The organism is Nitrosospira sp. Nsp1 (genome assembly GCF_900100985.1).
In the GTDB taxonomy this organism is placed as follows: Bacteria; Pseudomonadota; Gammaproteobacteria; order Burkholderiales; family Nitrosomonadaceae; genus Nitrosospira.
Genome location: NZ_FMUF01000004.1, coordinates 167,933 through 180,140, shown reverse-complemented (window position 1 = coordinate 180,140; position 12,208 = coordinate 167,933). Strand labels below are relative to the sequence as shown.

Sequence of the window (12,208 nt, the reverse complement as noted above, 5' to 3'; positions counted from 1 at the left end):
GCGAGACGCCCGCCCTTTATAATCCTGCTTCGATCAATAGACTTAACCATAGAGGTGGCAGATTGTTGTTCAGAGCCTGCCCCAGCCTATCAAATTGAATCCCAATCTCGACCGCCTCCAACCTTACCCCTTCCAGAAGCTCAACAAGCTGTTTGAAGGAATCAAGCGAAATACGGCTCTTTCTCCCATCAGCCTGCACATAGGCGAGCCCAAACATACCACACCGGATTTTATTCGCCAGGCGCTGGCGGAGAATCTCGCGGGAATGGCTTTCTACCCCACCACGCTAGGCACCCGATCGCTACGGGCAAGCATAGCCGCCTGGCTGATAAAGCGTTATCACGTGCCTGCCGTCGATCCCGACACACAGGTTATTCCGGTTAACGGGAGCCGCGAAGCGCTGTTCTCTTTTGCCCAGGCGGTAATCAACCCATCGCTGCCGGAAGCCATTGTAGTTTGTCCGAATCCGTTTTATCAGATATACGAAGGCGCGGCTTTGCTGGCGGGTGCCACCCCATATTTCCTGAATACGCTGCCGGAAAATAATTTTGCACTCGACTATGCACAACTGTCGGGCGATATCTGGTCGCGCACGCAACTTGTATATGTCTGCTCCCCTGGCAACCCTACGGGCAGGGTAATGTCGATGGATGAGTGGGAGCACCTATTCGAACTTTCCGATCGTTATGGCTTCGTTATTGCGTCGGATGAGTGTTATTCCGAGATCTATTTCGATGAAGCTTCTCCACCGCTTGGCGCGCTCGAGGCTGCCCACCGTCTTGGCCGCACCGGCTTCCCCAGGCTGGCTATATTCAGCAGTCTGTCGAAAAGATCCAATGTACCGGGTATGCGCTCAGGTTTCGTAGCGGGAGATGCCGCGTTACTGGCAAAATTTTTGCTCTATCGTACCTACCACGGCAGTGCAATGAATCCGGCGGTGCAGGCAGCGAGCGAGGCCGCCTGGAGCGACGAGTTTCATGTTGTCGAGAACCGCCGCCTGTATCGGGAAAAATTCGATGCGGTTACCGGATCACTGCAAGGAACGCTGCAGGTGTCCATGCCGGATGCCGCATTTTATTTATGGGTGAAAACACCGTGCAGCGATGTCGAGTTCGCCCGGCGGCTTTATCGCGATTATAATGTAACGGTTTTACCCGGCAGCTATCTGGGACGATACGCGCATGGGGTCAACCCTGGCGAAAATTTCGTTCGCATCGCCCTTGTCGCCTCATTGGAAGAATGCGTTGCGGCAACTGGACGCATAAAAATGCTGGTAGCCGACTTGCAGCGCGAGCGTGGCGGAAAATTTGAATCGATAAAAATATCTAAAGTAGATTAAGGAAAATCATGGATCAGCTCCAAAGTACCATTGAAGAAGCATTCGAACGCCGTGCCGAGATTACACCACGTAATGTCGAAGCCAAACTCAAGGAATCCGTTGCCCAGGTACTTGAAATGCTCGACAGCGGCAAACTGCGGGTGGCGGAGAAAATAAACGGTGAATGGAATACGCATCAATGGATCAAAAAAGCGGTGCTGCTTTCTTTTCGCATAGAAGACAATAGCTTCATCAAGGGTGGCTTCTCCAACTATTTCGATAAAGTGCCCTCCAAGTTCGCGGATTACAGTTCAAAGGACTTCCGTAATGGCGGGTTTCGCGTGGTGCCGCCTGCGACAGTAAGAAAAGGCTCGTTTATTGCCGGTAACGTGGTGTTAATGCCTTCGTATGTCAATATTGGCGCTTACGTCGATGAAGGCGCAATGGTCGATACCTGGGCCACGGTTGGGTCCTGTGCTCAGATCGGCAAGAATGTCCATCTGTCCGGCGGCGTGGGGATAGGCGGAGTACTTGAACCGGTGCAGGCCAACCCGACTATCATCGAGGATAATTGCTTTATCGGTGCACGCTCGGAAATCGTCGAAGGCGTGATTGTCGGAGAAAATTCCGTCATTTCCATGGGCGTATACATAGGCCAGAGCACCAAGATCTATAATCGGGAAAGCGGCGAGATAAGCTATGGCCGTGTTCCGTCGGGATCGGTGGTTGTTTCGGGTAATCTTCCCTCCGCCGATGGGAAATACAGCCTTTATTGCGCGGTCATCGTTAAACAGGTAGATGCGAAAACCCGCGCAAAAACGGGTATCAATGAGCTTCTGCGCGGAATATAGGTCCGAAAAATTATTCATCACACCGATTGCGCAATCCACGCATGTTACGCATCGGTGAATAAATTATGTATTTCGCCGTTCGGGTTGAACGGGAAATCGGTCTGAATCTTCCGCCTGTATGCGCTCATATCGCCTGCCTCGATCAACGGTAAAAAATCAGTAGGTAATACTCAATTTCCGGCGCATCCATAAGCCAGTTTCTATTCAGGAAATATCCCATGCACAATGACACAATCGCGCTCGCAAAGACGCTAATCGCCCGCCGTTCCCTGACGCCATTCGATAATGGTTGCCAGGAAATCCTGATCAGCCGCCTGGAACCGATCGGCTTCAACATTGAAAGGATACGCTGCGGCGAAGTGGACAATTTGTGGGCACGGCGCGGAACCGGTTCTCCGCTATTGTGTTTCGCCGGACACACTGATGTGGTGCCGACTGGCCCGCTCGACAAATGGGAAAGCGACCCTTTCAAACCTGAAATCCGGGATGGCAAGCTTTACGGTCGAGGCGCGGCCGACATGAAAGGGTCGCTCGCGGCATTCGTTACCGCAATTGAGGCTTTTGTTGCCGAACACCCGAATCATGGCGGTTCTATTGCATTGCTTGTCACCTCGGATGAAGAAGGGGTCGCAACCGATGGCACCGTCAGGGTGGTGGAGGCTCTCAAAGCCCGTAATGAGCTGATCGATTACTGTATTGTCGGCGAACCCACCTGCGTGGACAAACTGGGCGACACCATCAAAAATGGCAGACGCGGTTCTCTATCTGGGACATTGACAGTGAGAGGCATACAAGGCCATATTGCTTATCCTCATCTGGCTAAAAATCCGATACACCTTGCCGCCCCCGCGATTGCGGAACTGGCACAGACCCAATGGGACGAAGGCAACGAATATTTCCCGCCCACTACCTGGCAGATTTCCAACATGAATGGCGGTACGGGTGCTACCAACGTCATTCCCGGCGAAGTCACCCTGTTGTTCAATTTCCGTTTCTCGACCGCCAGTACGGTCGAATCGCTAAAAGCCAGGGTGCATGAAATCCTGAACCGGCAAAACCTCGATTATCACCTGGTATGGGAGCTCTCCGGCAAGCCCTACCTCACCCCCAGAGGCGACCTCGTGGAAGCAGTGAGCTGCGCTATCAGAACCCTGACACGAATCGAGCCGCAGCTTTCCACTTCCGGTGGGACCTCCGACGGGCGTTTCATCGCGGACATCTGCTCGGAAGTAGTGGAGATGGGGCCGCGTAACGCCACCATTCACAAACTCAACGAATATGTGGAAGTAGAGGACCTGAAACAGCTGCCGCAAATTTATCGGCTGACGCTCGAGAATTTGTTGCTTAAATAATTCCCCTACCTGAACCGTAAGCTTCCGGCGGATGGACGGAGCATCGCAAACCCGTCAAGAATGGATAAGATGGGCTGCAACCAGTAGCAGCCGATAACGTTCATCACATCAAATAAAATTTATGTACCGTGAAGCAAAAACCCAACTTCAAACCGTCCGCGACCTGCTGCGCTTCGCGGTAAGCCGCTTTAACGACGCCGGTCTTTTCTTCGGCCATGGCTCAGCCTCGGCATATGACGAGGCGGTGTATCTGGTTTTGCACACTCTGCACTTGCCGCTCGATCAACTGGAGCCATTTCTGGATGCTCGCCTCACCACAGTCGAGCTGGATCAGGTATTGGACATAGTCAGGCGCCGCGCAACCGAGAAAATCCCGGCCGCTTATCTCACTAACGAAGCTTGGCTAGGCGATTTCAGTTTTTATGTGGATGAACGTGCGATCGTGCCGCGCTCCTTCATTGCCGAATTGCTGCAAGAGCAACTCGCACCGTGGATAGAAGAACCGGCCAACATCCATTCCGCGCTTGATCTTTGTACCGGATCGGGATGCCTTGCCGTGCTGCTTGCCCACGCTTTCGAAAACGCCGCGATAGATGCTGTGGACATTTCACATGAGGCGCTGCAAGTTACGCAGAAGAACGTATCGGATTATGACCTGGAACATAGAATCAGTCTTGTCCGGTCTGATCTATTTGCTGCATTGGCGGGATGCCGTTACGATCTCATCATCAGCAATCCGCCTTATGTCAGCGCGAAATCAATGGCATCTCTTCCCGAAGAATATCGCCATGAACCGCGCGGCGCACTGGCGAGCGGCGAAGATGGTCTGGAAGCAACCCGGGCAATATTGCTCCAGGCGTCCGATTACCTGACAGATCGGGGAATTCTGATTGTCGAGATCGGGCATAATCGTCAAGCGCTGGAACAGGCCTTTCCTCTGACGCCTTTCACCTGGCTTGAAACCAGCGCCGGGGATGAGTTTGTTTTTCTTCTGAGGCGCGACCAGCTTCCTGAATAGTTTCCCTGGGGTTGCGTTGAACAGTGGCTTACATCTACCGCAAGTGCAGTTGGGGTGATCACCAACGCCCACGTTTCCTATATTTCCATATTACGACATTTTGTAGCGGACTCCGGATGAGCCGCAAATGATGAGATGAGGTACTGTTTCCTTATTGGCTGATAGCCACCAGCTCCAGCAAACGCTTTATCTCCACCTCATCCAGTTCGATCCATTTTCCTCGCTTCAGACGCGGCGGCAGGTTAATTGGACCAAAACGTACGCGCATCAGGCGGCTCACTGTCATCCCCACTTTCTCGAACATACGGCGCACTTCGCGATTCCTGCCTTCCTTCAATATCACGCGATACCAGTGGTTGGAACCCTCTCCACCTTGATCCGACAAATGTTCGAATTTTGCCAGACCATCGTCCAACTCAACGCCAGTGGTCAGCAGTTCCGTTACTTCAGGCGTCAGGCGCCCCATGATCCGCACCGCATACTCGCGCTCGACTTCAAAGCGCGGATGCATCAAACGATTAGCCAATTCGCCATCTGTCGTAAAGATCAGCAGCCCGCTGGTGTTGTAATCCAGCCTGCCAATGGCTATCCATTTGGAAGACCGCATTTGCGGCAGTTTTTCGAAGACTGATGGGCGGCCTTGTGGATCGTCGCGACTGACTATCTCCCCTTCCGGCTTGTGATAAAGCATGACTCGGGGCAACCGTTCACGGGACTTGAGATGAATCACGCGCTTGCCCACCCGAACAATATCCTCAGGTCCCGCGCGGTCGCCGATAGTTGCGACCTTTCCATTGATGGTGGTCTGCCCGGCGGCGATCAACTCCTCCATTTCACGCCTTGATCCCAACCCTGCCTGTGCCAGCAACTTATGCAGTTTTTGCGTGATGGGCGGTACCCAGGCAGAAATCGGTTCAACCCCCGCTACCGTCGCAGCTATTTTTTTCTTTGCCGGCCTGAGCGGGCTGTGCGCCGCCGATCTCGACGGCCTGGACGATTTTGGCGGCTTCGGCAACCTGGCTGTCATCTTGGTCTCAACTTTCTGTTTGTGGTCTATCACGACTTACACTTCGGCACAAACCATTAACTGATAATGCGCCCTTACCTGCTCGGACCAGGATTCCAGGTCAAACCTGAAATAACAATCCTGGATGTTTTCTTGCCGGAACTAGATCTCTCTACGCTCAATCACCGCTTGCGCCAGCGTACCGCTATCCACGTGTTCCAGTTCGCCGCCAACCGGCAACCCGCGTGCAATGCGTGTGACCTTCATATCTTTGTTATGCAGCAACTCGCTAATATAATGAGCGGTCGCCTCTCCTTCCACCGTGAAATTGGTGGCAAGCACAACTTCCCGCACTACGCCATCCTGAGTCCGCCTCAACAGCCGATCAAGATGAATCTCCTTGGGGCCGATGCCATCCAATGGCGAAAGCCTCCCCATCAGTACAAAATACAGGCCTTTGTAGCAGTGCGCCTGCTCCATCATCAACAAATCGGCAGGCATTTCGACCACGCATAGCAATGCGGCGTCGCGCCGCTGGGAACGGCATAATTCGCATATCACTTCTTCTGTGAAGTTATTGCATTTCTCACAATGCCTGATATGTTGCAACGCATAATCGAGCGAACCGGCGAGGCGCCGCGCACCCTCATGATCACGTTGCAACAGATGATAAGCCATACGCTGTGCTGACCGAGGGCCTACCCCGGGAAGACAGCGCAAGGCGTCGATCAGGTCCTCGAGGCTGGTTGGCGTTTTCACTTAGGAGAAATGATAAAAAGCTCCGAAAACAAAACATAGAACCTATGGAAGTAAGTCGACATAACTAATCAATCCGTTAGTCACAGTCACGTATTTTCGGTATAAAGCTAAAATGGCAGCTTCATCCCCGGCGGCAGTGGCAGTCCGGAGGTGAAACCAGCCATTTTTTCCTGAGTGGTGGATTCCACTCGTCGTACAGCGTCATTTACCGCAGCAGCAATCAGGTCTTCCAGCATATCCTTATCGTCACCGATGAGGCTGCTGTCGATATTGACCCGCTTCACATCATAACGACAGGTCATTACTACCTTGACCATGCCCGCGCCGGATTGGCCTTCGACTTCTATCGAAGCCAATTTCTCCTGCATGTTTTTCATGTTCTCCTGCATCTGCTGAGCCTGTTTCATCAGATTGCCCAAGCCGCCTTTCATCATTTTTTACCTCCGCTATTGAATAGGTTTGATCGAAGAAACGATCAGTTTTGCATCGAAATGTTCCACCAGTTCCCGTACAAACGGGTCGGACTCGATAGCTGCAACGGCCTGCGATTGCTTCTCCTGCTTTTCACGATTACCAAGTTCCGCGGGTGTCAAGCCGGTGATCGTTCCTATGGAAAACTTCAGCCGGACCGGCTTTTCCAAGTGCTCCCTCAGAGCAGTTTGCATCCTTTCCTGGTAAGCCTTATCAAGCAGGTGTTTATGCGTTTCGAGCACGCAGAATTCGATTTCATTCGGCGAAACATTCTTCACTTCGCAGTGCTGGGCCAGCATTTTGGCCAAACCGCTCAGCTTTAACTGATTTACCATCACTCTCCAGCCATCGCTGAATGCGCTTGAGCTTACGTCAAGATCCGGCTTGATAACCGCTGTTTCGACGGTAATTGACGGCAATGGGCGTTTAGTTTCCGCACTGGTGCCGCTACTTGGGGCTTTTACCTCAGCTTTGGCTGCAGTTTTTTCCTGGCCTCCCGCTGAAGCCACTGTCATATCGTCGGGTATGAAAGCCAGCATTCGCATCAGCGTCATGGTGAAGCCGGCGTACTCATCCGGTGCCCGGCTCAGGTCATCACGGCCATTTATGGCAATCTGATAAAACAACTGAATATCTTCCGGCAAAAAGACTTTGGCCAGCGCGAAAATTTGTTCGCGCTCCGGTGCATCCTCGCCGATAGCCGACGGCACGATTTGCGCCAGCGCAAGACGGTGCAGCAGCGTTGCTATATCCTGCAGCGCGGTATCAAGCGACAGGCTGCGGGTTTCCATCGCATCGGCTATCGCCAGCATCTTTGCCCCGTCTTTTTGCGACAAAGCATCCAGCAAGTCATAAAGATAGCGCTGGTCAATAGCGCCGAGCATGTCGCGCACTCCGGCTTCTTCTATCTTCCCTTCGCCAAAAGCAATCGCCTGATCCAGTATGCTCAAGGCGTCACGCATGCTGCCCTGCGCCGAACGCGCAAGCAATTGTAACGACGTTTCATCGCAGCTTATATGCTCCTGCTCAAGTACATGCTTGAGATGCACAGCGATCAGCGGCAGCGGAATCTGCTTCAGGTTGAATTGCAGGCAACGAGACAGAACCGTTACAGGAATCTTCTGGGGGTCGGTAGTGGCGAGTATGAACTTGACGTGCTCCGGCGGTTCTTCCAGCGTCTTCAGCATGGCATTGAAAGCCGATTTGGAGAGCATGTGTACTTCGTCAATAATGTAAACCTTGTAGCGCGCCACCGTAGGGGCGTAAAGTGCGTTCTCCAGCAGTTCGCGCATCTTTTCGACTTGCGTATTGGAGGCCGCATCCATTTCAATCAGATCGATGAAGCGCCCGCCATCAATCTCGGTGCAGGCGGAACATACGCCGCAAGGCGTCGACGAGATGCCTGTCTGGCAGTTGAGAGCCTTGGCTAAAATACGTGCGATAGTAGTCTTGCCGATACCTCGGGTTCCTGTAAACAGATAGGCATGATGCAAGCGTTTTTGCTCAAGCGCGTTGGTAAGCGCCCTGACCACGTGATCCTGCCCGGTCAGCTCGGAAAAGTTCTTCGGTCGCCATTTGCGGGCAAGAACCTGAGTCTGGGACATGATATCGAGAGATGACTATTTAGGCTGGGTTATAGAGCGGAAAGAATTTGGGACTTTTCTGTTTACAGCACGGCGAAGGGAAATCGGCTTGACGCTCGTTCCCTCCACCTGTGCAAACAAAAAATGGTGGCGAGCCTAACCCCCGGCACTTGCAGAAAATAGCTGTGGCTGCTTCCTTCCGGACCTGACCAGATTCACTACTATGCAATGCGGGGAGGCCCGCCATAAAGCTGGAATTCAATAGTGAGGATCACAACGCTACGCTATCCATCAATTGTACTATTGTGCACTGAGTTACGTCTTGCGTCTACCGGCATAATAACCAACCAGGCTCGCATTCCGATGGGAATTGACATTGGGGCAAATAATTCTAAGTATGCCGACGAGCCTGACAGAACAGACCGGAAAAAATTTTCCCCCATTGCATGGTGAGAATATGCAGTCAGGACGCGGCCTTACGATGGATTTGATGAGACTGACGGCACAGCATCTGCGGGTTATACGGTACAACGAACTCCGCCCTCTACGAAACGCAGAGGGCGGAGAGGTAAAGCGCAAAGCTACAGTACGGATTTAGACAACGTTATCCAGAATGGATCTACTTTGTTTATTCCATTGCACATCCAGAAGGTTGGAAAAGCGTGCGATGATCTGCACAGCAAGACCACCAGCGAACAGCGCTGCCCATGCCAAGACTACGAAACCCCAATGCAACGGCGCGCTGAAGAGCTCTTCCATGAACCAGAAGGCATGGCCCCACTCGTTAAGACCCACGTTCGGCAGACTCATCACCGGTCCGCTGATAGCCATTACCAAAGGAAACGAAGTTCCCTTGTTGTAGAGAGGCAACCGCGTGCTTGCGTACAGGTAAGTCGCTATCCCCATGATGATGTACATCGGAAATGAGCCATAAAAAAGCGGGATATGGCTGGGCGTGAAGCTCGTATCGCGAATGATCACCTGATGCCATGAGGCGTCTTGCTCGGTGAAGAAACTTGACCCGAAATAAACAGCGAACAGATATACGCCGAGCCACATGAGGAAATAAAAATAGCGCTTTATTTCCTGTTTCACCGTCAGGCTGGCCAGTTGCGCCTCGCTATCACGCGTCTTCCATATCCAACCCCAGACAACAAGCGCTACGACCGGCCACAGCATCATTTGAAAACGCCATAGTCCCATCCAGATTTGCTCGAACTCCGGTTCCATCGAGTCCATCCCATGCGAGTAGGCATAAGTGCGTTGGAACCAGACCCAGAAAATGGCAATCCCCAGTATAGGCAAAAGGCCCATTTTGTAATACTTGGAGTCGTACCACTCAGACATATCGTAGCGAGCACTGCTCACCTTCGTTTGATGTGTAACTAATTTTTCTGGCGTAGTTGTAGACATTACCAACTCCTATTTTGTAAGTTAATTAAGAATTTCCAGACCAGAAACGTGGGGAGTCCAAATTAAAAACAAAAACTACCAGTTTTGCTTGGACTGAATAAATTTCAATATGGTTCCAAGGTATTTTCCGCAGCGACCAAGGTTTCGCTTGATGCCATCGTAACCATTGCAAGCTCCTTTAAAAAATATTTAAACTACCAGTTCAAATTAGACAAATTTAATTCTTAATAGTTCGCAGCGTGCTGCTTATAACGATCGAATAATCCGCTTTCTTCTGTAAAGCAATGATTTCAAACGATGATGTAAGCATTCGCAAACTCCTGTTTCAAACAATCAAGAACTTCCTGTTCCCAAAGGATCTACTAGTCCTTGTTCGACTCAGCCTCTACAGTTTAGTTCCCCCTGATTACGTCGAGGGTATTTCACTGCAGTCTTGCGCATATTACGATAGTTGCACTGATGGGGATAAACGAACAATTGGCTTGAATGATCCCGGCGAGTCTTGTTGAACTGGGACTCTAAAGAAAGCATTCCTGCCCATATAGCTCATATTCTCCGAAAAACCGGCACCAAAAACAAACCCCGCCGATCAGGCGGGGTTTGTTCATGCGACTTACCTGATATAAATCAGGCTAACCTTGCAGCTTATTATTGTTTCTACGCTTTACCATACCACCCATCAACAACAGCCCTGCTACCAGCATGGCATAAGTCTCCGGTTCGGGAACTGTCGGCACTTGTGTCAGAGTAAAGGTAGAAGTGTTACCGGCACCGGGATCGAACGGGCTCAGGTTGAAGGTCGCGTCGGCCACACCGCCGGCCGCTAAATTCCCGGTAAAGTTAAGATTACGTGGACCGCTTGAACTATCAAGCGTAAAGTCACCAAACGTTGACTGATTATGGGCAGTAAATACAACGCCATTACCCTGGTTTGGTTCGGTAATACTGTAATGAAAGTCTGTCCACGCCTGTCCAGTATTATTGGTAACCGCCTCGGTCACGGCGTAGGGATTTCCCCCCGTAGCATCCTCATGGGCAACCGTAAATGTCAACGAGATGGGATTGATACTGCTGAAGGTCTTGGCAAGATCCAAGGTATGATCCCCAATAACACCTGAGTCAAACGTTCCCCCGGATGTGTCGGTGGCCATAATATTTGTGATCACGCCACCTGCGGTTGCGGTAGAGATGGAACCTCCAAGAACCAAAGCGGCTATGAGTGCTTTTGACATTGTATTCATTTTTCTCTCCTGGGATGATAAGCTATTAATATGGCGGATATTCTCATGTAAAGCCGTGGTAATTCGAATCCCCAGCAAAGCTGCTTTATTTTGAAAGGGAGTCAATTACATCTTTAGCATCTACCATGCCAATTAAAAAAGAGTTAATAAATACAAAGATTTGAGCAGGATTCGCCGTAGAGGCGGAGCTCAGGATTTCGTCGTTGTAAAGCAACACGTTGTTTTTTCTTTTAACTCAGGTACTTGAAAAAAATCATATTAGTTGTGTCGTTGTTTGATGACGGACTTTTTTCCAATATTTTCAATAGCTTGAATCTAAAACAATTAAAGCTGTCTCAAGTTGGAGACATAGTTCTTTATCACTATATCGGGACCTCTCCCTGAAAACCACGATAGTTCACCCCACAAAATACCTGCTTAAGCCGCACGGGAATTAACGACTTGGGTGAAGACAGATTTTTGGGAAACGCCAATACAATAATTTTCTATTGGCCGAAAAAGCGGCGAAATATGAACCGGCCAGACGCTTTTGCAGCCGATTTCCTTAGGGATGCCGTGAAAGGGGTTGTTTAACCGAAACTTGGGAGAAGGCGCGACGCCCCGCCATACGCGGGGTTTGTCTTTTCTGGCGATTGCTCAATGAGTGATTGAGCAGAGAAGTCCGCATCGCTCCGCACATGGGAGCCATACAGCACAAAGCCCCAGCTTGGGTTTGGGGCTAAACGCTTTGATTTGGTTGCGGGGGCAGGATTTGAACCTACGACCTTCGGGTTATGAGCCCGACGAGCTGCCAGACTGCTCCACCCCGCGTCAGAGGAATACGATTATATCAACCTACCCATAGCAAGGTCAAATCTTATTGCTCCGTAAACTTGGACTGGGGACCGCCAGAGATAGTCTGGTTTTACGAAAAAGTTTTCTTGACTTAAGCTACCAAAGCTTGGCCTATATGTCGTTAAGGGTAAAAAATGTCCAAATATGGCCACTCGAATTACAGTAACCCTCAAGCCCAACCCGGAGCGCCGCGTCAGTATTATATTGCGCGCTATTTCTCCCTAAATTTCCATTCGCTGCAGCCGATATTTTCCGAAATGAATCATTTCTTGTTTCTTATGAGAGTTAGCGCACAGATACCGACGCAAAATAGCAGCAAAATTTGCGCGTTTAAGGCCTGAGAATTTGCCATTGACCAAACT

10 protein-coding genes, 1 tRNA gene and 1 other RNA gene are annotated in these 12,208 nt (G+C 50.9%); 4 read left to right on the top strand and 8 right to left on the bottom strand.

The genetic code is table 11. The annotated features are described in order from the left end of the window. Positions 1-94 precede the first annotated feature (94 nt). The 4 genes from dapC (at position 95) to prmB (ending at position 4,539) form a co-directional block, all read left to right on the top strand. Positions 95-1,339, top strand: a complete 1,245-nt coding sequence (gene dapC / locus BLP78_RS04120) for a succinyldiaminopimelate transaminase (RefSeq protein WP_090456790.1) — start codon at positions 95-97, stop codon at positions 1,337-1,339. An 8-nt stretch (positions 1,340-1,347) separates the two neighbouring features. After that, positions 1,348-2,169: a 2,3,4,5-tetrahydropyridine-2,6-dicarboxylate N-succinyltransferase gene (gene dapD, locus BLP78_RS04115; protein ID WP_090456788.1), complete on the top strand. Its 822-nt coding sequence runs from the start codon at positions 1,348-1,350 to the stop codon at positions 2,167-2,169. Positions 2,170-2,387: 218 nt separating this feature from the next. After that, complete coding sequence (dapE, locus tag BLP78_RS04110) at positions 2,388-3,521, top strand: succinyl-diaminopimelate desuccinylase (RefSeq protein WP_090456786.1); 1,134 nt, start codon at positions 2,388-2,390, stop codon at positions 3,519-3,521. Positions 3,522-3,642: 121 nt separating this feature from the next. Then, positions 3,643-4,539 carry a 50S ribosomal protein L3 N(5)-glutamine methyltransferase gene (gene prmB, locus BLP78_RS04105; RefSeq protein WP_090456783.1) on the top strand — a complete coding sequence of 299 codons (897 nt, stop codon included), beginning with the start codon at positions 3,643-3,645 and terminating at the stop codon, positions 4,537-4,539. A 151-nt stretch (positions 4,540-4,690) separates the two neighbouring features. Here prmB and rluB read toward each other — a convergent pair whose 3' ends face one another. From rluB to BLP78_RS04060, 8 genes are all read right to left on the bottom strand, one after another. Next, positions 4,691-5,599, bottom strand: coding sequence for a 23S rRNA pseudouridine(2605) synthase RluB (gene rluB, locus BLP78_RS04100; protein ID WP_371128850.1), 909 nt, complete (start codon positions 5,597-5,599; stop codon positions 4,691-4,693). Positions 5,600-5,707: 108 nt separating this feature from the next. Then, on the bottom strand, positions 5,708-6,304 hold the full coding sequence (gene recR, locus BLP78_RS04095) for a recombination mediator RecR (protein WP_090456779.1): 597 nt from the start codon (positions 6,302-6,304) through the stop codon (positions 5,708-5,710). A 107-nt stretch (positions 6,305-6,411) separates the two neighbouring features. Further along, on the bottom strand, positions 6,412-6,735 hold the full coding sequence (locus BLP78_RS04090) for a YbaB/EbfC family nucleoid-associated protein (RefSeq protein WP_197272916.1): 324 nt from the start codon (positions 6,733-6,735) through the stop codon (positions 6,412-6,414). Between the two features lie 15 nt (positions 6,736-6,750). Beyond that, entirely contained in the window at positions 6,751-8,379 is a 1,629-nt protein-coding gene (dnaX, locus tag BLP78_RS04085; protein WP_090456777.1) for a DNA polymerase III subunit gamma/tau, read from the bottom strand. A gap of 125 nt (positions 8,380-8,504) precedes the next feature. Further along, positions 8,505-8,603: signal recognition particle sRNA small type (gene ffs, locus BLP78_RS04080), an RNA gene on the bottom strand. A 349-nt stretch (positions 8,604-8,952) separates the two neighbouring features. Next, positions 8,953-9,771 carry a methane monooxygenase/ammonia monooxygenase subunit C gene (locus BLP78_RS04070; protein ID WP_090456773.1) on the bottom strand — a complete coding sequence of 273 codons (819 nt, stop codon included), beginning with the start codon at positions 9,769-9,771 and terminating at the stop codon, positions 8,953-8,955. Positions 9,772-10,403: 632 nt separating this feature from the next. Beyond that, positions 10,404-11,012 (bottom strand): PEP-CTERM sorting domain-containing protein, encoded by a 609-nt coding sequence (locus BLP78_RS04065; RefSeq protein ID WP_090456771.1) that lies wholly within the window; start codon positions 11,010-11,012, stop codon positions 10,404-10,406. Positions 11,013-11,745: 733 nt separating this feature from the next. Next, a tRNA-Met gene (locus BLP78_RS04060) sits at positions 11,746-11,822 on the bottom strand. Positions 11,823-12,208 lie beyond the last annotated feature (386 nt).